General features: G+C 68.1%; 21 protein-coding genes. 17 read left to right on the forward strand and 4 right to left on the reverse strand.

The genetic code is table 11. The features are described from left to right. Positions 1 to 98: 98 nt before the first annotated feature. Complete coding sequence (locus NA12_RS20220) at positions 99 to 1598, reverse strand: flavin-containing monooxygenase (RefSeq protein WP_067453389.1); 1500 nt, start codon at positions 1596 to 1598, stop codon at positions 99 to 101. A gap of 178 nt (positions 1599 to 1776) precedes the next feature. On the opposite strand from NA12_RS20220, the gene NA12_RS20225 reads away from it, so the two are divergent. The 6 genes from NA12_RS20225 to NA12_RS20250 all read left to right on the forward strand — a co-directional run bounded on the left by NA12_RS20225 (position 1777) and on the right by NA12_RS20250 (position 7214). Further along, positions 1777 to 2931, forward strand: coding sequence for an LLM class flavin-dependent oxidoreductase (locus tag NA12_RS20225; RefSeq protein ID WP_067453392.1), 1155 nt, complete (start codon positions 1777 to 1779; stop codon positions 2929 to 2931). Positions 2932 to 3248: 317 nt separating this feature from the next. Continuing rightward, positions 3249 to 3857, forward strand: coding sequence for an HAD family hydrolase (locus NA12_RS20230; RefSeq protein WP_174551111.1), 609 nt, complete (start codon positions 3249 to 3251; stop codon positions 3855 to 3857). Between the two features lie 70 nt (positions 3858 to 3927). Next, positions 3928 to 4509, forward strand: coding sequence for a class I SAM-dependent methyltransferase (locus NA12_RS20235; RefSeq protein ID WP_067453395.1), 582 nt, complete (start codon positions 3928 to 3930; stop codon positions 4507 to 4509). Positions 4510 to 4780: 271 nt separating this feature from the next. Further along, positions 4781 to 5218 carry a DUF4247 domain-containing protein gene (locus NA12_RS20240; RefSeq protein WP_067453398.1) on the forward strand — a complete coding sequence of 146 codons (438 nt, stop codon included), beginning with the start codon at positions 4781 to 4783 and terminating at the stop codon, positions 5216 to 5218. Between the two features lie 41 nt (positions 5219 to 5259). Beyond that, positions 5260 to 5685: a DUF350 domain-containing protein gene (locus NA12_RS20245; RefSeq protein ID WP_067453401.1), complete on the forward strand. Its 426-nt coding sequence runs from the start codon at positions 5260 to 5262 to the stop codon at positions 5683 to 5685. Beyond that, positions 5685 to 7214 carry a polyamine aminopropyltransferase gene (locus NA12_RS20250; RefSeq protein ID WP_067453404.1) on the forward strand — a complete coding sequence of 510 codons (1530 nt, stop codon included), beginning with the start codon at positions 5685 to 5687 and terminating at the stop codon, positions 7212 to 7214. Before NA12_RS20245 ends, NA12_RS20250 begins: the two co-directional genes overlap by 1 nt. Before the next feature lie 2 nt (positions 7215 to 7216). On the opposite strand, the gene NA12_RS20255 is transcribed toward NA12_RS20250, so the two are convergent. Together NA12_RS20255 and NA12_RS20260 are read right to left on the reverse strand one after the other, a co-directional pair. Further along, positions 7217 to 7459, reverse strand: coding sequence for a hypothetical protein (locus NA12_RS20255; protein WP_067453406.1), 243 nt, complete (start codon positions 7457 to 7459; stop codon positions 7217 to 7219). Positions 7460 to 7475: 16 nt separating this feature from the next. Continuing rightward, positions 7476 to 8543: an NAD-dependent epimerase/dehydratase family protein gene (locus NA12_RS20260; protein WP_067453822.1), complete on the reverse strand. Its 1068-nt coding sequence runs from the start codon at positions 8541 to 8543 to the stop codon at positions 7476 to 7478. 123 nt (positions 8544 to 8666) lie between these two features. Between NA12_RS20260 and NA12_RS20265 the strand changes: the two genes are divergently transcribed. The 11 genes from NA12_RS20265 to NA12_RS20315 all read left to right on the forward strand — a co-directional run bounded on the left by NA12_RS20265 (position 8667) and on the right by NA12_RS20315 (position 18611). Then, positions 8667 to 9290 (forward strand): TetR/AcrR family transcriptional regulator, encoded by a 624-nt coding sequence (locus NA12_RS20265; RefSeq protein WP_067453409.1) that lies wholly within the window; start codon positions 8667 to 8669, stop codon positions 9288 to 9290. Positions 9291 to 9385: 95 nt separating this feature from the next. Then, on the forward strand, positions 9386 to 9706 hold the full coding sequence (locus tag NA12_RS20270) for a nuclear transport factor 2-like protein (protein ID WP_067453414.1): 321 nt from the start codon (positions 9386 to 9388) through the stop codon (positions 9704 to 9706). Beyond that, positions 9703 to 10851 (forward strand): alkaline phosphatase family protein, encoded by a 1149-nt coding sequence (locus tag NA12_RS20275; protein ID WP_174551112.1) that lies wholly within the window; start codon positions 9703 to 9705, stop codon positions 10849 to 10851. The genes NA12_RS20270 and NA12_RS20275 overlap by 4 nt, the downstream gene beginning before the upstream one ends. Positions 10852 to 10914: 63 nt before the next feature. Next, positions 10915 to 11235: a hypothetical protein gene (locus NA12_RS20280; protein WP_067453417.1), complete on the forward strand. Its 321-nt coding sequence runs from the start codon at positions 10915 to 10917 to the stop codon at positions 11233 to 11235. Between the two features lie 154 nt (positions 11236 to 11389). Continuing rightward, positions 11390 to 12661, forward strand: coding sequence for a transcriptional regulator (locus NA12_RS20285; protein WP_243655004.1), 1272 nt, complete (start codon positions 11390 to 11392; stop codon positions 12659 to 12661). An 87-nt stretch (positions 12662 to 12748) separates the two neighbouring features. Further along, complete coding sequence (gene exaC, locus NA12_RS20290) at positions 12749 to 14266, forward strand: acetaldehyde dehydrogenase ExaC (protein ID WP_067453420.1); 1518 nt, start codon at positions 12749 to 12751, stop codon at positions 14264 to 14266. Further along, a complete protein-coding gene (locus tag NA12_RS20295) occupies positions 14266 to 14673 on the forward strand; it encodes a DUF779 domain-containing protein (RefSeq protein WP_067453422.1) in 408 nt (135 codons plus the stop codon). Before exaC ends, NA12_RS20295 begins: the two co-directional genes overlap by 1 nt. 216 nt (positions 14674 to 14889) lie before the next feature. Continuing rightward, a complete protein-coding gene (locus NA12_RS20300) occupies positions 14890 to 17232 on the forward strand; it encodes a sensor histidine kinase (RefSeq protein ID WP_067453834.1) in 2343 nt (780 codons plus the stop codon). 1 nt (position 17233) lies between these two features. Next, entirely contained in the window at positions 17234 to 17638 is a 405-nt protein-coding gene (locus NA12_RS20305) for a roadblock/LC7 domain-containing protein (protein ID WP_067453425.1), read from the forward strand. Between the two features lie 12 nt (positions 17639 to 17650). After that, positions 17651 to 18025: a DUF742 domain-containing protein gene (locus tag NA12_RS20310; protein WP_067453428.1), complete on the forward strand. Its 375-nt coding sequence runs from the start codon at positions 17651 to 17653 to the stop codon at positions 18023 to 18025. Continuing rightward, a complete protein-coding gene (locus NA12_RS20315) occupies positions 18006 to 18611 on the forward strand; it encodes a GTP-binding protein (protein ID WP_067453431.1) in 606 nt (201 codons plus the stop codon). The genes NA12_RS20310 and NA12_RS20315 overlap by 20 nt, the downstream gene beginning before the upstream one ends. Positions 18612 to 18684: 73 nt before the next feature. On the opposite strand, the gene NA12_RS20320 is transcribed toward NA12_RS20315, so the two are convergent. Beyond that, positions 18685 to 19545 carry an SDR family NAD(P)-dependent oxidoreductase gene (locus tag NA12_RS20320; RefSeq protein ID WP_067453434.1) on the reverse strand — a complete coding sequence of 287 codons (861 nt, stop codon included), beginning with the start codon at positions 19543 to 19545 and terminating at the stop codon, positions 18685 to 18687. Positions 19546 to 19647 lie beyond the last annotated feature (102 nt).

Consider the following 19647-nt stretch of genomic DNA (forward strand, 5'->3'; position numbering starts at 1 on the left):
GCCGAATGTTCGCCCGGGTGAAGGAGATCGGTCGCACGCCGACAGTGAGAAGGCCCGTCACGCGGTGTGCGTGGCGGGCCTTCGTCGGCTTCGGCGAACTAGGCGCCGACGCTGCGCTCGCCCGGCTGCACGGTGGTGACGGTCTTGCTGAACCGCAGCACGCCGTCCTCGATCGGCGCCTTGTGCATCAGTGTGCGGTCCCGGTAGTAGTTGTTGACCAGCTTCCAGGCGCCGCGCGCACCCTGACGGGGCATGGCGTCGTTGCCGCGCTGGATGTAGCCCGAGGTGAGGGCGCCACCCATGAGCGACTCGTCGGCGATGTCCTCGGGGTTGGCGTGCACCTCGAAGGTGGTGTAGCCACGATCGCGCATGATGTTGAGCACGCGGCACAGGTAGGCGGCGGCGAGGTCGGCCTTCAGCGTCCAGGACGCGTTGGTGTAGCCGATGATCATCAGGAAGTTCGGGATATCGGAGTACAGGACGCTCTTGTAGGCGACCGTCTCGTTGAACTTCACCGGTGTGCCGTCGATGGTGAGGGTGATGCCGCCGAGCATCTGCACGTTCAGGCCGGTGGCGGTGACGATGATGTCGGCCTCGAGCTCCTGACCCGACTCGGTCAGGATGCCCTTCTCGGTGAACTTCGCGATGCGGTCGGTGACGATGTCGGCCTTGCCGCTCTTGAGCACCTTGAACAGGTCACCGTTGGGCACCACGCACAGGCGCTGATCCCACGGGTTGTAGCTGGGCGTGAAGTGGCGCAGGTCCACCTTCTTGCCCAGCTGCAGGCGCACCTGCGCCAGCATCAGCTTCTTGGCCAGCGCGGGGTTGGTGCGCGAGAGCTGGAAACTGGCGCGTTGCAGCGCGATGTTGCGGGCGCGGCCGATCCTGTAGGCGACAGCGTCGGGCACTCGCGACTTCTTGAAGCCGATCGCGACCGGGTCGTCGGAGGGCAGCGCCTGGATCCAGGTGGGCGAACGCTGCAGCATGGTGACGTGCGCGGCGGTGTCGGCCATCGACGGGATCAGGGTGATCGCGGTGGCGCCGGAACCGATGACGGCGACCTTCTTGCCCGCGTAGTCGAGGTCTTCCGGCCAGTGCTGCGGGTGCACGATCTGGCCCCCGAAGTCCTCCTGACCGGGGAAATCGGGCTGGTAGCCCTTGTCGTAATCGTAGTAGCCGCTGGCGCCGACGACGAAGTTCGCGGTCCAGGTCTCGGTCTCGCCGGTCGCCTCGACCACGGCCCGCACGGTCCATCGGGCGGTGCCACGATCGAAATCGGCGGTGACGACCTTGCGGCCGAAGGTGATGTGGTCGGTGACGCCGTATTCCTTGGCGGTGTCCTCGACGTAGTCGCGGATGGCGGCGCCGTCGGCGAGCACCTTGGTGCCGATCCAGGGGCGGAAGCCGAAGCCGAAGGTGAGCATGTCGGAGTCCGAGCGGATGCCGGGGTACTTGAACAGGTCCCAGGTGCCACCGATGTTCTCGCGGCGCTCGAGGATCGCGTAGGTGCGTCCGGTCTGCTCGCGGGTCAGGTGACAGGCCGTGCCGATTCCGGACAGTCCAGCGCCGATGATCAGTACGTCGACATGCCGCGTCATGGGGGAACTCGTTTCGTAGGATCGCCGACTCGAGCACCGTCGCCCGAGCGTGCCACGAGGTTACGTGTTTCGCCTAGTTACGTCTAGTTCGGCATGGCCGCGCCTCGGCGTGTCGGGGGTTGCGCGCACGGTGATCGGAATCCGTGACGAGGGCGGGCGCACCGGCCAGCATCGAGGGATGACCGATCACCGACTGTCGTTTCACTGGTTCCTGCCCACCTACGGCGACTCGCGCGGCCTGATGGCGGGCGGACACGGCAGTTTCATGTCCGGCGATCGTCCCGCGACGCTGCGCTACCTCAACCAGCTCACCGCCGCCGCCGAGGACAACGGCTTCGAAGGTGTGCTGACGCCGACCGGCGCCTGGTGCGAGGACGCGTGGCTCACCACCGCCATGCTCGTGCAGACCAGTGAGACCCTGAAGTTCCTGGTCGCGCTGCGTCCCGGCCTGATCAGCCCCACCCTCGCCGCCCAGATGGCGGCGACCTTCCAGCGCCATTCCGCCGGGCGTCTGCTGCTCAATGTGGTGACCGGTGGCGAGCAGCGCGAGCAGGAGGCCTACGGCGACTTCCTGGACAAGACCCAGCGCTACGCGCGCACCGGCGAGTTCCTGCACATCGTGCGCGAGCTGTGGTCGGCGACCGAGCCGTTCAGCTTCACCGGCGAGCACCTGCGGGTGCAGGACGCGATCCTGGGCGCGCGTCCCGATCCGATTCCGCCGGTGTTCTTCGGCGGCTCGTCGGGTCCGGCCGGACCGATCGCGGCCCGCTACGCCGACACCTATCTCACCTGGGGCGAGCCGGTGGACGCGGTCGCGAAGAAGCTGGACTGGATCCGCGGGCTGGCCGCGATCGAGGGCCGCACCGTGGACTTCGGCCTGCGCATCCACGTGATCAGCCGCGACACCGCCGCCGAGGCGTGGACCGAGGCCGAACGGCTGCTCGACGGCATCTCACCCGGTGAGATCGAGCGGGTGCAGGCGAACCTGGCCAAGAGCGATTCCGAGGGGCAGCGCCGGATGGCGCGACTGCACAACGGGCGCACCGACGGGCTCGAGATCGCCCCGAATCTGTGGGCGGGTGTCGGCCTGGTGCGCGGCGGCGCGGGCACGGCGCTGGTCGGGTCGCACGCCGAGGTGGCCGATCGCCTCCTCGAATACGCCGCGATCGGGATCGACCATTTCATCCTGTCCGGGTATCCGCACCTGGAGGAGGCGTACTGGTTCGGCGAGGGCGTACTGCCGATCCTGGAACGCAAGGGCGTGTGGGCCCACCCTTCGCGGCCGGTGTCGGTCCCCACCATCGCACCGTTCACCGCTGCCGCCAGTAGCTGATGACACGAGCGCGGCGGGCTCGCGTCCTACCGCGAGTCCGCCGTGCCGATCGGCACCCACTGCACCGTTGCCCTTGCTGCCGCGTGCCGGACGACACGGCGGCCCACCGGCTTTCGAGTGGGTGTGACCGGCCGACTCTCCGCTCGCAGGGCGGTTTGCCCGAAATGCCATGACGCGCAGCGCGCTTGGCCGCACCACACTCCCCCAACTGTTTTCGGCATCGAGTGCAACCGGGGTTCCACGTGAATCAGCGCGGTTCGGGGCCGTCCGGGCAGCGAGCGACCGGCCGCGCGACCCTCGTCGATAGGCTCACCACCGTGACTCTCACCGTCGGCTTCGATCTGGACATGACGCTCATCGACTCACGTCCGGGCGTCACCCTGGCGATCGACGCCCTCGCGCGCGAGTTCGATCTCCCGATCGACGGCTCGCACTTCGCCGAGCAGCTCGGCCCGCCCCTGGCCACGCTGCTCGGCGACGCGGGCGCGCCCGATGATCTGATCCCGCACCTGGTCACCCGCTACCGTGAGCTGTACCCGGACGTCATCGGCCACATCGGCGCGCTCCCCGGCGCCGACGACGCCTTGGCCGCCGTACGATCGGGCGGCGGGCGAACGTTGGTCGTCACCGGTAAATTCGAGCCGCACGCGCGCCTGCACCTGGACCATCTCGGCTGGCGGGTCGATCGGCTCGCCGGTGACCTGTGGGCGACCGGGAAGGCCGACGTCTTGCGGGAGGAATCTGCCCGGGTCTTCGTCGGCGACCACGCGGGCGACATGCGCGGCGCCAAGGCAGCGGGCGTGGTCGCCGTCGGCGTCACGACCGGACCCTACGACGCCGACGGATTGCGGACGGCGGGTGCCGATGTGGTGCTCGCGGACCTCACGCTGTTCGCCGACTGGCTGGCCGATCACGCGCTCGGGTAATAGCCCTCGAAAAAGCTTGTGACGCAGCCCGGTTCCGGAACCCATCCGCGACCCGGCACGTTGACCGGTCATGCCGACCGACCCCTACTGGAACCACAACACGCAGTACCACCCCTGGGTACTCGATCAGGTGCCCGCCACCGCCCGCACGGCATTGGATATCGGCTGCGGCGACGGCCTACTCGCCCGCAAGTTAGCGACCCGGTGCGACGCGGTGCTCGGGGTCGACATCGACGACCGGGTCATCGCCAACGCACCCGCCGCACCCAACGTCCATCTCGAACACGCCGACTTCCGCGACCTGGACCAAACCTTCGACGTGGTCACCGCCGTCGCCACCCTGCACCACGTCCCGGTGCGGGACGGCATCACCGCCCTGCGTCACCTGGTCGCGCCCGGCGGCACCCTCGCGGTCGTCGGTCTCTGGAAGATGCACCCGGTCAGCGACTTCCACTACCTCCCCCTGCTTCCCGCCATCTGGGGCCTCGATCGGTGGCGGCGCCGCTCGTTCGGCGGCCCCGATGTGACACTGGCCGACCCGCGCGAGACCCTCACCGAAATCCGTTCCGCCGCCGCCGAACACCTCCCCGGCGCCGAGATCCGCCGCCGCCTGATGTGGCGCTACACCCTGCGATGGCGCCGGCCTCGCTGACCTGTCACCGCGGGGCAGCCGCCCGCCGCAGCCCGATCCGGTCACCGGGTGAGAGCGGATAACCACCTCCGCGAGGGCGTCTGACGGATCCGACTCGCCCGTATGCCTGATCACAGGTCGCGGGCACTCCGACAGTCCGCATTGTCCGAATCGATGCGGGATGTCCGCACACCCGGGTGATACAGTCCGGCAGGATTTTTCGATGGGGAGGGTCAGTCATCAACGCATCACGGACAGTCCGGCGGCGCACCGGGTTCGGGGGGTCGCCTCGATGAATCGCACCAGGTGGATTATCGCGAGCCTGGTCGCGGTGGTCGCGGTCGTCGTAACGGTGGTCGTGGTCGTGGTGGTCACTCGCGACGAGGATCCGCGTGAATTCGTCGCGGAGAAGTACCAGCGAGCGCAACAGCTCGATCAGGCGAACAACGGCCTGGCGTTCCTCGCCACCGCCGCACCGGCCGCGGTGGCCGCCACGATAGCGAAAGCCACCGACCCACGCGGCAAGCGCAACACCGGCGACAACCACTATCTGCGCTTCGACCACGATCTCGTCGCGGTGTCACCGCATGCCGGCGGCTCCCTGATACTCGTCGACAACTACGCCAACGGCACCCGCCGCCACCACACCCACATCAGCGGTTACGGCTGGACCAGCGGCTCCGCGGCGGGCGACTACCGCGGCGGCGGCAGCGACAACGGCGGCAAGTAGTTCATTCGGGCATCTCGCCCGCACGGCACAGGAGGACACTCATGCTCGCTGACCTGGCGGCGGACGCGGGCGCCGCGCTCGCCTATTCCTCGGTGGGAATCGTGTTGATGGCCGTCGGTTTCGGCGTCGTCGACCTGCTCACCCCGGGCGACCTGCGCGCCCAGATCTGGATCGAACGCAACCGCAATGCCTCGATTTTGCTCGCCTCGAACCTGTTCGGGGTCGGGATCATCGTGGCCGTGGCCATCTGGACCTCGGAAGGCCAGATCGCCGAGGCGCTACTGTCCAGCGCGATCTACGGGGTGATCGGGCTGGCCGCGATGGCGGTGGCTTTCGTGCTGCTCGACGCGCTCACCCCCGGTGATTTCCGGGCCGTCGTCGCCGACGCCGAACCGCATCCGGCGGTGTGGGTCACAGCGTCGGCGCATGTCGCGGTCGCGCTGGTGGTGGCCGCGGGCCTGACCTGATGCCCCGGCACCGCCTGGCCAGGGCGGCGTTGCTGGCGACCGTGTTCGTCTGTGCGGCATGCGGTTTGGTGTACGAGCTGTCGTTGGTCACCCTGGGCAGCTACCTGATCGGAGACACTGCCGCGCAGGCGTCGATCACGTTGAGTGTGATGGTCTGTGCGATGGGTGTCGGCGCGCTGCTGGCGAAACCGCTCCGGCCGCGTGCCGCTGCGGCCTTTGTGGCGGTGGAACTGGCATTGGCCGTCGTCGGCGGGCTCTCGGTCGCCGCGCTGTACGCCAGCTACGCGTGGCTCAATATCTATACCGGCACGCTGATCTTGGCCGCGGCCGTGATCGGGATGCTCGTCGGCGCGGAGATCCCGTTGCTGATGGAGTTGCTCCAGGACATCCGCGAGCAGGAGGCCAGTACCGCCGTCGCCGACCTGTTCGCGGCCGACTACGTGGGTGCGCTGTTGGGTGGCCTGGCGTTTCCGTTCCTGCTGCTGCCGGTGTTCGGGCAGATCCGCGGCAGCCTGGTGGTCGGGGTCGTGAACGCGGTCGCCGGACTCGCGTTGGCGTTCTTCTTCTTTCGCGACAAGATGACGCGCGGCGCCCGCCACACCCTGATCGCCGCCACCCTGACGGTGGCCTGCGGGCTGACCGGCAGTTACCTCTACGCCGACCGTTTCGAGGCGACCGCGCAGCAGGCCCTGTTCGCCCACCCGATCGTGTGGCAGACGCGTACGCCCTACCAGCAGATCGTGCTCACCGAATCGTTCTCCCCGTTCGCCACCACCGACACCCGGCTCTATCTCAACGGCGGACTCCAGTTCTCCTCGGTCGACGAATACCGATATCACGAGGCGCTGGTGCACCCGGTACTGGCGGGCACGCACCGTTCGGTGCTGGTGCTGGGCGGCGGTGACGGTCTCGCACTGCGCGAGATCCTGCGCTACCCCGACATCGCCGCGGTGACCCTGGTCGAACTCGACCCGGCGATGATCGAGCTGGCCCGCACCGACGACCGGCTCACCGAGCTCAATCGCCATGCCTTCGACGATCGGCGAGTCACCGTGGTCAACGCCGACGCGTTCACCTGGTTGCGCAGTGCTCCTGGTCTTTTCGACGCGGTGATCGTCGACTTGCCCGACCCCGACCAGACTTCGGTGGCCAAGCTGTACTCGCAGGAGTTCTACGCGATGACCGCCAACGTGCTGGCCCCCGGCGCCCGCATGGTCGTCCAATCGGGTTCGCCGTTCTTCGCCCCGCGCTCCTTCTGGACCATCGACGCCACTGTCCGCTCCGCCGGTCTGCGCACCACCCCGTATCACGTGGATGTCCCGAGCTTCGGCGACTGGGGCTTCGTGCTGGCCTCGGCCGGTCCACCGCCGACTCCGACCCTGCGCAGCCCCAGCCCCCTGCGTTCCCTGGACGAACCCACTCTCACCGCGGCCACCGTCTTTCCGCCCGACCGCCGGGCCGTCGACCCCGACGTCTCCACGCTGATGCGTCCGGTGATCCTGGATCTGCAACGCCAAGAATGGCGTTGATCTCAGACCTGACCCGAACAGGCCAGATGCGTACCGACGATGACGAGCCCGAGAACGGCGACCGCCGCCGACAACGCCGGGGCCGGTTCGCGAACCAACCGCGCCGCGCCGCGCCGCACGGCGGCACCTGCCCGCTCGCACCGGCTCCCGAGGATCGAACGCCGCGCGGTATCGGTGTCCGCGCGACCGCGCAGTTTTCGGCGGACCACGCCGAGCAGAGTGAGGACGAACGCGGTGATCAACATTGTGTTCCGTTCCCGCTCAACGTGTTCCGACAGCAGCACGCGATGACGTCGCGGGCCGTCCGGGGGCGGTGACGATGCCGAAGGCGATCAGGCTGTCGGCGGTGTCGCGAATCGTGTCCTCGATCGGGCGCATGGTCCAGCCCAGTTCGCGGCGCGCCTTGTCGGCGCTGACGTGCTCGGTGCGGCCGAGGACCGGCACGGTCAGGCGCACGCCTTTGTCGAAGACGGCGACGAGGCGGACCAGCCAGTTCGGCAGGACCCGGGTGGGGACGCGGAAGCCCTCGGCGGCGTAGTCGCGGGCCAGCACGCGGGCCAGCTCGCCCATCCAGATCGGATCGGTCGCGCAGATGTATCGATTGCCCGCGGCCTCGGGGACTTCCATCGCCAGCCGGTGCGCGACGGCGAGGTCGCGCACGTCCACGGGGGTCCAGCCGGTCTTCACCGAGCCGGGGACATCGCGGGCCAACAGGCGGCGGATCGGCTCGTGGGAGGTGCTGGTCCTGGCTTCGAGCAGCGGGCCGAGGATCATGCCGGGATTGACCGCCACCAGTTCGAGATCCGTTGTGGTGGGCAGTGATTCGATGAAATCCCAGGCCGCGCGCTCGGCGAGGGTCTTGCTCTTCTGATACGCGGGGATGCGGTCGAGAACCGACCAGTCGGCTTCGGAGCGCACCTCATCGACGTCGTGGCCGTAGGCGACGGCGGCAACCGAGGACGTCAGCACTACGCGGCGCACGCCGGCGGCCGCGGCGGCGCGCAGCACGCGCAGGGTGCCCTGCACCGCGGGCTCGATGAGATCGCGCTCGTCCTCGGGCGGGGTGGCGGGGAACGGCGACGCGACGTGCAGCACGGTGTCGCAGCCGGTGACCGCCGCGGCCCAGCCCGTGTCGTCGTCGAGGGAGGCGGCGACGAATTCCAGGTCGCCGCCGGTGCGGCGGGCTAGTTCGGTCAGGTGGGCGCGCTTGGTGTGCGCGGCGAGGTCGCGCACGGTGGCGCGGACGGCGTAGCCGTGCTCGAGGAGTTCGGCGATGCAGTGGCCGGCGACGAAGCCCGTCGCGCCGGTGACGAGTACCCGAGTGGTCATGGTGGTCATCCATTCCGTCGATTCGGTGGAGCATGCATCTAAGCGGTGCTCAATTAATCTAAACACTGCATAGATTTCCTGTCCAGTGCCAATTCTGGCCGAGGCCTGGCATACGCTCGGAGGGTGAAGCGCACCAGTTACCACCACGGCGACCTGCGCGCCACGCTGATGGACGCCTGCCTGCGCCTGATCGAGAGCGAAGGCTTGGCCGCGGTGAGTTTGCGCCGGGTGGCCAGGGAGGCCGGAGTCAGCAGCGGCGCGCCCTATCATCATTTCGCCGACCGTGCCGCGCTGCTCTCGGCACTGTCGACCGACGGATTCCAGCAGCTCGCGGCCTATATGACCGCGGCCAGGGAGACAACAACCGACCCACTGGCGACTCTCGCCGAGCTCGGCGAGGCCTACGTGCGGTTCTCCCGCGAACACCCCGCCCAGTTCCGGCTGATGTTCCGACCCGAACTGTCCCAACCGGAAAAGCACCCCGATGCCCACGCCGCCGGTGATGCCGCCTTCGAGGTCCTGGTTCAGACAGTGGCGGACTGTGTCGCGGCCGGCGCGCTGCCCGCCGATCGCGCGGAAGTCCTCGCCCTCGCCTGGTGGGGACTGGGCCATGGGCTGGCATCGCTGTGGCTCGACGGCCATCTCGAGATGCGCAGTGAACAGATGGGTACCCACACGCCCGAACTCGTCGACACGATCATGCGGACCTTCACCGCGCTGATCACGCCGGGTCCGGCCACCACCTGACGCGCCGCCGATATCCGACGATCGGGAGTCCGCGCTCGCCTAGAGTGGGTACACCGTCTTTGTCGTCGCGTATCCCGTTACGAGCAGGAGGCCCGATGTCCGACACCGCGAAACTCGATCCCGTGGTCGAGGCGTTCGTCGACGCCCTCAACGCGCAGGACACCGACCAGTTCTACGGAGTGCTCACCGAGGACGCGACAATGTCCGATGATGGTGTCGAACGCAATCTCGCCCAGTGGACCGAAGCCGAGATCTTCCGCAGCAACGGACATCTGGTCGTGGACACCGTCGACTCCGACGACGGCCTCGCGCTCACCGCCGACTACACCAACAGCCGGTGGGGTTCGATGCGTACCACCTGGCGGTTCGTCCTGCGCGACGGGCTGATCAGCCGATTCGAAACAGGACAGGCGTGAGCGACGATCTTCTGCTGACCCCGCGTTACGGCACTGCCGCACTCTCCGATCTCCTGCCCTCGGTACTCGCCTGCCTCGGCGTCGCGGGCGACACCGACCGGCTCGGCCTCGAGCTCGAGGTCGACCGGGTCTGCGTGCTGCTCGTCGACGGACTCGGCGCGCACGCTTTGGCCGCCGAAGCCACGTCCGCGCCGTTCTTGACGAGCCTGCCCGACGCGAGCCTCGATGCCGGGTTCCCGAGCACCACGGCGACGAGTCTGACCACCCTCGGCACCGGACTGCCCTCGGGCGAGCACGGCATCGTCGGCTACAGCATGCGGCTGCCCGGTGAGGAGCGCCTGTTCAATTCGTTGCGCTGGCAACTCATCGGCGAGGGCCCGAAGCTCGACGCGCGCGCCACCTTCCCACCCGATCGGATTCAGCCGAACCGCACCGTCTTCGAGCGCGCCACCGACGCGGGCATCACCGCCGTGCAGGTAGCACCGAGTTATCAGGACGGGTCCGGCCTGACCCTGGCCGGTTGGCGCGGCGGCGGATTCCGCACCGCCTATTCGGTGGGCGACCTCGTCGACGGTGTTCTCACCGCGCTGACCTGTGCGCCGAAAACCCTGGTCTACACCTATCATTCGGAACTCGACACCACCGGCCACGCCCGCGGGCCCGCCAGCCGGGCCTGGCGGTTCGAGCTCGCCAATGTCGACCGGATCGCCGCCGAGATCGCGGCCCGGCTGCCCGCTCGCTCGGCACTGGTGGTCACCGCCGATCACGGCATGGTCGAACTCCGTGAGCGCGTCGACTTCGACACCCACCCGCACCTGGCGGACAACGTCGCCGCGCTCGGCGGCGAACCACGCGCCCGCCACGTCTACACCGACGGCCCCGCCGCGGTCGCCGACACCTGGCGCGGCGTGCTCGGCAGCGAATTCCTGGTGCGCACCCGCGGCGAGGCGATCGACGCGGGCTGGTTCGGCCCCGTCGTCACCCGCGACGCCGCGGCACGCATCGGTGATCTGGTCGTGCTCGCCCGCGGCGACGGTGGTGTCGTGCGGTCGGGCGCTGAACCGATGCAATCGATGATGGTCGGTCACCACGGCTCACTCACCGCCGCCGAGCTGCGGGTTCCCCTGCGAATCCACCGCGCCTGAACACCACCGCCTAAGCTGTCGTCGACGCGCGATCGCGCGCAGCGAACCATTCCTGGAGGACACATGGCTGCCAACACCCGAACCGGCGCGCTCGCGGTGGGCGTCGCGGTGCTGGCGGCACTGGCCACCGGATGCACCGAGGTCGAGCGGATCCTCAACCAGGGCGGTGAGACGAGCTGTCGCGACTACGTCAACCAGGACGCGAACACCAAGCGGATCACCATCACCAAGGCCATCAAGGAGCAGACCGGCAACGACAACGAGCCGGCGGGCACCGTGGTCGACTCGATGATCATGCAGGTCGACCTGCTGTGCGCGACCCAGCGCAATGTCGACACCCCGATCAAGAACGCCGATATCGCCGGGATCTTCCTGAACAAGTAGTCCTCGGCGTCAAGGTGACGCGACAGCCCGGCGACCGGTGAACAGCAGTCGTCGCCGCAAAGGTTCCCATGGCGGTGGCACAGCTGATAGACAGTAAGCGCCACACCCGTTCTCGTCGATGGAACGGTGCGTCACCGACGAGCAGGGAGTGAACGTGGGCGAGGAACGGGGAAGGGCACCAGGTGCCCACAGCGACCCGATCGCCGGAGGGCACCGGCCCGAGCAACTCTCGGACTACCGGGTCGAGCTGGAGAAGCAGTGGACCCGCCTCGCCGCACCCTCACGCCCCCTGACCCTGCCCCGCGATACCGGGGCTGTGCGCAACGACGTCGCCAAATCCTGGCAGCGCTCCCTGCACACGGTCGACCCCGCCACCGCGGTCGCGCCCGGATTCAACGACATCAGCGACCGCTGGTCGGGCTCCCCGCTGCGCAGGCCCGTCACCGAACTCGCCGGTCAGCTGCGCGGAATGGCCGAGGAATCGGGCTATCTCGCCGTCGTCAGTGACGAATCGGGCACCATCCTGTGGACCGCGGGCGATCGCGCGCTGCGCCGCCAGGGCGAAGCGGTGAACTTCGCGCCAGGCGGGGTCTGGGACGAAAGTCATATGGGCACCAACGGGGTATCGCTGGCCCTGCACGACGACCGGCCCGTCACCGTGTTCTCCGCCGAGCATCTCGTCGCCGCCCTGCACGGCTGGGTCTGCTACTCCGCACCGATCCACGGACCCGACGGCCGCACGGTGGGTGTGCTCGATCTGTCCTCGACCTGGGAGCGCTCGCATCCGATGGCGATGACCTCGGTACGCGCGCTGGTCACCGCCGTGGAGACCATGTTGCGCGCCGAAGCACCCACCCCCGCACCCGGCGTTCGACTCGAATGCCTCGGCGCCGCAAGGCTTCTCCGTGACGGCAGGCCGGTGCCGCTGCCGCCCCGCCAACTCGAGATCCTCGCGCTGCTGGCGCTCGAGCCCGACGGCTACACCCCCGAGCAATTGCACGCCGCGGTCTACGGTGACCGGGCGGTCTCGCTGAACACGCTCAAAGCCGATGTGTCGCATCTGCGCCGCGCCACCCGCGGCGAGATCACCAACCGGCGCTACATGCTCACCGGCGCGGTGTCCTGTGACGCGGTGGACCTGCTGGCCGCCATCGAGGGCGGCGACCTCACCTCGGCACTGTGGCTGTATCGCGGACCGCTGCTGCCGGGTTCGGATCTGCCCGGTGTCGACCAGTGGCGCGCTCACCTCGACGTCGGCATCCGCAATGCCGTACTCGGCAGCGACCGGGCCGAGCACGCGGTCGCGTTCGGGCAGCGCTGCCCCGGCGATGTCGCCGTGCACGAGCACGCCCTGCGACTGCTGCCCCGCGATGATGTCCGCCGCGCTGTCGTAACAGCCCGACTTTTCACCGCACGCCAGGGCTGACCTGCGCAGATACCGTCACCAACCTCGTACCAACCTTCGCCGACCATAGTGTGGGGCACCACGCAGAGGTCGCGAGGAGCGAGGCGAATGATCTACGGCAAACCCGGATCGGATACCGGCATAGTCAGCTATGCCGCCCGATACGACAACTTCATCGGAGGTGACTGGTCACCTCCTGTCGAAGGCCGTTATTTCGACAACACCTCACCGGTCGACGGTGAGATCTTCTGCGCGGTAGCCCGTTCCACCTCCGCCGACATCGACATGGCGCTCGAGGCCGCACACCGTGCCACCGAACGCTGGGCCGCGACGCCGGTCGCCGAGCGGGCCGACATCCTGCTCAAGATCGCCGACCGGATCGAGAACAGTCTCGAACCGCTGGCCGTGGCCGAGACCTGGGACAACGGCAAACCGGTCCGCGAAACCCTGGCGGCCGACCTTCCGCTGGCCATCGACCACTTCCGTTATTTCGCGGGTGTGCTTCGCGCCCAGGAGGGATCGCTGTCCCAGATCGACCCCGACACGGTCGCCTATCACTTCCACGAACCGCTCGGCGTGGTCGGGCAGATCATTCCGTGGAACTTCCCGATCCTGATGGCCGCCTGGAAGCTCGCGCCCGCGCTGGCGGCGGGCAACTGCGTGGTCGTCAAACCGGCCGAACAGACCCCGGCGTCGTTGCTGCTCGTCGTCGAACTCATCGCGGATCTACTGCCCGACGGAGTTCTCAACGTGGTCAACGGTTTCGGCGTCGAAGCGGGAAAACCACTGGCGCAAAGCCCACGGGTGGCCAAGATCGCCTTCACCGGCGAGACCACCACCGGTCGGCTGATCATGCGCTACGCCAGCGAGAACATCATTCCGGTCACTCTCGAACTCGGCGGCAAGAGCCCCAACATCTTCCTGCCCGATGTGCTGGCCGCCGACGACGACTACCTCGACAAGGCCGTCGAGGGATTCGTCATGTTCGCCCTGAACCAGGGCGAGGTGTGCACGTGCCCGTCGCGAGCGCTGATCCATTCGTCGATCTATGACGAATTCCTCGCCCGAGCCATCGCCCGCACCGAGGCCATCGTGTCCGGTCATCCGCTCGATACCGAGACGATGATCGGCGCACAGGCCGGCAACGACCAGTACGAGAAGATTCTGTCCTATTTCGACATCGGCAGAGCCGAAGGCGCCCGCGTGCTCACTGGAGGGGAAGCACGCAAGGTCGACGGTCTGCCGGGTGGGTATTACATCGAACCCACGGTTTTCTCCGGTGACAATACGATGCGGATCTTCCGCGAGGAGATCTTCGGCCCGGTTGTGGCGGTCACCCGCTTCGATACCGTCGACGAAGCGATCCGCATCGCCAACGACACCCTCTACGGTCTCGGTGCGGGCGTGTGGACCCGCGACCTGAACAGCGCCCACCGACTCGGCCGCGGCATCAAGGCGGGCCGGGTCTGGACCAACTGCTACCACGCCTACCCCGCCCACGCCGCGTTCGGCGGCTACAAGAAGTCGGGGTTCGGCCGGGAGAACCACGCGATGATGCTCGGGCACTACCAGCAGACCAAGAATCTGCTGGTCAGTTATTCGACGACCAAACTCGGGATGTTCTGATGCAGAATCGAATCCACCGTGTGGAGATCACCGAGCGCGCCCAGACCCTGCTCCGCCGCCTCATCGAGGACAACGGTCCGGTGCTGTTCCGTCAGGCGGGTGAGGGCGGCGACGACGACGCCACACCGGTGTGCCTGTCGACCAAGCAGTTCCCGATCGAGAAGGCCGACATTTTGCTCGGGCGGCTCGCCTGGCACACCGAATTCTGGATCAGCGCGGCACAGTTCGAGTGCTGGAAAGATACTCACCTCACCGTCGATGTGACGCGTGGTGAGGCCGCCGAGGATTCACTCGAGGCCGGCCAGGGCATGCGATTCGTCTTGCGCGCCAGGCTGCTGACCGAGGCGGAGAACGCGGCGCTGGCGGCCGAGCCGCCACCGCGAACCGGAGCCGACCGCACGCTCTAACGGCACCCCGAAACCTGACCTGGCAGCATCTTTCCCGGCGTTGCCAGGTCGCGGCGAGCCCCCGCCGACTGGGCCATCGCGGCTCAGCCGGCGGGGTGAGCTCGCCGCTTTCCAGTCCATGCCCCTATAGCAAATGCGTTCCCGCGCAAACCAAATCGCGTCTCGCTCAGCGAGACAGGCACGACAAAAGTGCAACGATTCCGTTACGTTGTGGCGATGTTCTTAGCGAGACTCGGTGTGCGCACCCGGATTCTGGCGATTGCTCTCATCCCGAGTTTGACCCTGGTGGTGGTCGGGGTCGGAACCGCAGGCTATCTGGTCGACGAGAGCAACACAGCCAAAGCGTGGGCCACCGAACTCCAACAGGCGGGCCCCTACACCCACGAGATGGTCGAGGCGATCCAGTCCGAGCGTCACCTCACGCTGTCGCTGGTCGCCGGCGACCTGACCACCACCCTCGCGCTGCCCGCCGCGCGCACGCGCACGGACGCCGCGTTCGTGAAGCTCAATCAGATCGCGCAGCAGATGCAGGCCGTCGACGGCGCCGATATCGGCGACGATCAGAGCGAGTTCGAAGTATTCAAGCAGCACCTCAAGGCCATGCGCGGCGGCGCGGACGCGGGGATGCTGCCCGCGCCCGACGCCTACATGTTCTTCAACCTGGTGGTCGACAAGTTCATCCAGGGCACCAAGATCGCCATACTCGCCGCCCCCGACGCGACCGTGTCGTCCGGTGTGGGTGAGAGCCTGCGCCTGCTCAACATCATCGAGGCCATGTCCCGCGGCAGCGCGCTCGGGTCGGCGCTGGTCACCTCCGACGGCGACTTCGGTGTCAAGGTCGACGAATTCATCCGCCAGAGCGGCTTCTACCGCACCGAACTCACCAATCTCACGCCGGAGCTGCCCGAGGACGAGCGCAACGCGATCATCGCGCTGACCACCTCGGCGCCGTGGCAACAGCTCACACAGATGGACAACGCGATCATCACGCGCTTCTCCGCTCCAGCCGCCACCACGAGCACCGCCAGGGCGGCCACCCCGCCCGCGCTGCCGATGTCGGCCGCCGAATGGCAGAGCGCCTCGGCGAGCGTCAACCGGGCACTGCTCGATGTCTTCACCGGTCACAACGCATTCATCCAGACGCTGGCGAAGGACTCCGCACAGCGCTCGGAGGCGACCGCGGCCGCCGCGGGCGGCGGCGTCATCGCGCTCAGTGTGCTCGTCTTCCTGGTCTCGGTGGTCCTGGCCAATCGCATTATTCGTCGCCTACGCCGACTGCGTACCGCCACACTGCAACTCGCCGACGAGAAGCTGCCCGCCACCATGCGCGCGCTGCGCGACGGCAACGAGGTCGATGCGGCGGAGACCTCGCCGTCCCTCGACTTCGGTCAGGACGAGATCGGTCAGGTCGCCAAGGCCTTCGAGCACGCCGCCGCGTCCGCGATCGGCGCCGCGGTCGACGAGGCCCGCACGCGTGAGGGTGTGCGGGCGGTGTTCCTCAACATCGCCCACCGTAGCCAGATCGTGGTGCACCGCCAGCTGGAGATCCTCGACGAAGCCGAACGCCGCCAAGAGGATCCGGCGTTGCTGGAGACATTGTTCCGGCTCGACCACCTGGCCACCCGCGAGCGCCGCAACGCCGAGAACCTGATCATCCTCGGCGGCGGTCGTCCGGGTCGGCAGTGGCGTCAGCCGGTGCCGGTGATGGATGTGGTGCGCAGCGCCATCGGTGAAACGCTCGACTACGCGCGCGTGCGGGTCACCAAACTGCCCGAGGTCAGCGTCGTCGGCACCGTGGTGGCCGACCTCGTGCACCTGCTCGCCGAGCTCGTCGACAACGCCACCGCGTTCTCCCCGCCGCAGTCGCGGGTCGAGGCGAGCGGCAACGTGGTCGGCAAGGGCGTGGTCGTCGAGATCACCGACCAGGGCATGGGCATGAGCGACGACGACCTCGTCCGCTACAACGCCATGCTGGCCGATCCGCCGGACTTCGGTGTCGGCACGTTGTCCGCGGATTCGCGCCTCGGCCTGTTCGTGGTCGCCCGGCTGGCCGTCGCGCACGGTGTGTCGGTGCGGCTGAGCGAATCCGACTACGGCGGCATCCGCGCCATCGTGCTGATCCCCCAGCAGTTGCTGGCGGGCGAGGCCGACCTCGCGGGTACGCCGCCGACGATGACCGGCCCGCTGCGCCGTGGACTGCCCGCGCCGACGCAGGAATCATCGGGTGCGGTCGCCGCGCTCGAATCCGCGCCGTCGCCCGTCGCGACCCTGGTCGCCGACCCACCGACCCCGCGTCCGATGACACCGGTCGCCGAGGCACCCGCCGCGCAGACCCCGCGCTACGACACGGCCTCCGACGAGCGTCCCGCGCTGCCGCGCCGCAGCAGGCAGACCAACCTCGCGCCCGAGCTCGCCGAGCCCGCCGCCGAGCCGCCCCGCGCACCCGAGCGTCCCCGCTCCGCGGAACAGGCGCGCGACATCATGTCCGCGATCGAGAACGGCACCCGCCAGGGTCGCAAACAACAGACCACACCGAACCAGGACGAACAGGAAGGCTGAGGTGAACTCTTCCCCCGGTGATCTCAACTGGCTACTCGACGATCTCGTCGACCGGCTGGCAGGGGTCCGCTACGCGGTCGTGCTGTCCACCGACGGACTGCTGCTCGGTCGCTCCTCGCAGATGAAGCGTGAAGACGCCGAACACTTCGCCGCCATGTCCTCGACCCTCTACGGTCTCGCGCGCAGCGCGGGCAGCCGGTTCGACGGCGGCGGCGTGCGCCAGGCGGTGATCGAGCTCGATCGAGCAGTGCTCTTCGTCACCTCCGCCGGTGACAACGCCTGCCTGGCACTGCAAGCCAACGAGTCGGCCAATCTCGGCATGGTCGCCTACGAAATGAATCTCACGGTGCAGCGGGTCGGCAGCTATCTGTCCACGGAGCCGCGGCACGGGCATGCTCAGCTATAGAAAGTTTCGACTATGACTCGACTCGGTGATCCGTGGTTCGACGACGCGGCCGGACCTCTGGTTCGGCCGTACGCGGTGACCCGCGGCCGCACCATGGGTGCGGCGCACGACCTGGATATGCTCACGGTGGTGGTAGCGGTGTACCCCGCCCCCACCTTGCGTAAACCAGAACCCGAGTACAGGACGATCACACAGTTGTGCAAGCGTCCGCAGTCGGTGGCCGAGGTCTCGGCCGTGCTGAAACTGCCTCTGGCGGTGACCAAGATCCTCGTCGGTGATCTCATCGCCGAGGGCCACCTCATCTTCCGGGCTCCGGTATCGGCCGAGGCCGGTATCGGTGACCTCAACATATTGCGAGCGGTTCTGGATGGCATCCGAAAACTTTGACCCAGCGTCCGCAGGCGACCAGCACATGGCCGCCTCGGTCAAGATCCTCATCGCCGGCGGCTTCGGCGTCGGCAAGACCACCATGGTCGGCGCGATCAGCGAGATCGCGCCGCTGCGGACCGAAGAGCTGATCACCGAGGTCAGCACCGGCGTCGACGACCTGTCGGGGGTGGAGCAGAAGCACACGACCACGGTCGCGCTCGACTTCGGGCGCATCACCATCGACCGGGATCTGGTGCTGTACCTGTTCGGTACGCCCGGACAGGACCGCTTCTGGTTCCTGTGGGACGAGCTGTGCCGTGGCGCCCTCGGCGCGATCGTGCTGGCCGACACCCGGCGGCTGAGCAATTCGTTCGCGGCGGTGGACTTCTTCGAGCGGCGCGGCTTGCCGTTCCTGATCGCGGTGAACTGCTTCGACGGTGCGCCGCGCTACACGGTGGACGAGGTGCGTGACGCGCTGGACCTGGACCCGAACACACCGGTGATCCTGTGCGACGCGCGCGATCGGCCCTCGGCCAAGGCGGTGCTGACCCACCTGGTCGAGTACCTGATCGATCGCGCCGCACGGACTCCCGTCACCACCTGAGCGGTCAGGCGTACCTCCGCCTTCGCTCCGGCCGTGCGCGAGGGAGGCGAGGAACGCTTCGCGCCTGTGTCGATCAGGCCGAGCCCGGCGCGGGGACTGCCCGTTCCGCGGCTCGGCTGGTCTGCTCCCACGCCGACCAGGTGGCCATCTTGGCGCGCGCGAGGTCGAAGGCCAAGTCGTACACCATGTTTCCGAGCAGCAGGCGCAGCGGCGGTTCCTCGGCGTCGACGAGCGTGAGCAGCGCCTCGGCGGCGAGGGCCGGCTCGCTGTCGACCGACCCTTCGGCCCACTGCGCCTGCAGCTGAGCGCGCAGCGGGGCGTAGGCCTCGATCGGTGTGGTGTTCGCCATCGCCGAATACAGGTCGGTCCAGTGCCCGCCCGGCTGCAGAATGCTCACGCGCACACCGAATTCCGCGGCTTCCATCGCCAGTGCTTCGCTCATGCCCTCCAGTGCGAATTTGCTCGCGGCGTACATCCCCGACAGCGGGAACCCGGCGAGTCCGCCGATGCTGGAGACCTGCACGAGGTGTCCGCCACGCTGGGCACGCAGGTGTGGGAGCGCCGCCTGGCTCACCCAGAGCGCGCCGAAGAAGTTGACCTCCAGCTGCGTACGAGCCTCGGTTTCGGTGAATTCCTCGATCATGCCCATCGAGAGAGTGCCTGCGTTGTTCACCACGATGTCGAGGCGACCGAAGTGCGCGACGGCGGCATCGACGGCCTCGTGTACCGCACCGCGATCGGTGACGTCGAGTGGTAGCGGCAGAACCCGGCCCGGATGGGCGGCGGCGAGTTCTTCGAGTGCGGATCCGGTGCGCGCGGCGGCGGCGACCCGATCCCCCGCCGCCAGCGCGGCCTCGGCGAAGGCTCGGCCGAGACCGCGGCTTGCTCCAGTGATGAACCAGACGCGCGATGTGGTCGTACCGGCGGTGGTCATAGCGGCCCTCCTTACCTAGACAAGACGTTTCGTCTCGTCTGATGATCCGAGGATGCCATCGCCCCATCAGCTTGTCAAGACGCAACGTCTCGTCTCTTCTGT

This window comes from Nocardia alba NBRC 108234, assembly GCF_001612665.1.
GTDB lineage: Bacteria > Actinomycetota > Actinomycetes > Mycobacteriales > Mycobacteriaceae > Nocardia > Nocardia alba.

What these genes read in the sequence shown, in the direction of transcription:
- NA12_RS20255 (WP_067453406.1), bottom strand. Translation starts at nt 7,459, where the DNA reads ATGTTGATCACCGCGTTCGTCCTCACTCTGCTCGGCGTGGTCCGCCGA.
- NA12_RS20280 (WP_067453417.1), top strand. Translation starts at nt 10,915, where the DNA reads ATGGCTGCCAACACCCGAACCGGCGCGCTCGCGGTGGGCGTCGCGGTG.
- NA12_RS20310 (WP_067453428.1), top strand. Translation starts at nt 17,651, where the DNA reads ATGACTCGACTCGGTGATCCGTGGTTCGACGACGCGGCCGGACCTCTG.
- NA12_RS20235 (WP_067453395.1), top strand. Translation starts at nt 3,928, where the DNA reads ATGCCGACCGACCCCTACTGGAACCACAACACGCAGTACCACCCCTGG.
- NA12_RS20250 (WP_067453404.1), top strand. Translation starts at nt 5,685, where the DNA reads ATGCCCCGGCACCGCCTGGCCAGGGCGGCGTTGCTGGCGACCGTGTTC.
- NA12_RS20225 (WP_067453392.1), top strand. Translation starts at nt 1,777, where the DNA reads ATGACCGATCACCGACTGTCGTTTCACTGGTTCCTGCCCACCTACGGC.
- NA12_RS20220 (WP_067453389.1), bottom strand. Translation starts at nt 1,598, where the DNA reads ATGACGCGGCATGTCGACGTACTGATCATCGGCGCTGGACTGTCCGGA.
- NA12_RS20295 (WP_067453422.1), top strand. Translation starts at nt 14,266, where the DNA reads ATGCAGAATCGAATCCACCGTGTGGAGATCACCGAGCGCGCCCAGACC.
- exaC (WP_067453420.1), top strand. Translation starts at nt 12,749, where the DNA reads ATGATCTACGGCAAACCCGGATCGGATACCGGCATAGTCAGCTATGCC.
- NA12_RS20260 (WP_067453822.1), bottom strand. Translation starts at nt 8,543, where the DNA reads ATGACCACTCGGGTACTCGTCACCGGCGCGACGGGCTTCGTCGCCGGC.
- NA12_RS20245 (WP_067453401.1), top strand. Translation starts at nt 5,260, where the DNA reads ATGCTCGCTGACCTGGCGGCGGACGCGGGCGCCGCGCTCGCCTATTCC.
- NA12_RS20320 (WP_067453434.1), bottom strand. Translation starts at nt 19,545, where the DNA reads ATGACCACCGCCGGTACGACCACATCGCGCGTCTGGTTCATCACTGGA.
- NA12_RS20300 (WP_067453834.1), top strand. Translation starts at nt 14,890, where the DNA reads ATGTTCTTAGCGAGACTCGGTGTGCGCACCCGGATTCTGGCGATTGCT.
- NA12_RS20240 (WP_067453398.1), top strand. Translation starts at nt 4,781, where the DNA reads ATGAATCGCACCAGGTGGATTATCGCGAGCCTGGTCGCGGTGGTCGCG.
- NA12_RS20315 (WP_067453431.1), top strand. Translation starts at nt 18,006, where the DNA reads ATGGCATCCGAAAACTTTGACCCAGCGTCCGCAGGCGACCAGCACATG.
- NA12_RS20270 (WP_067453414.1), top strand. Translation starts at nt 9,386, where the DNA reads ATGTCCGACACCGCGAAACTCGATCCCGTGGTCGAGGCGTTCGTCGAC.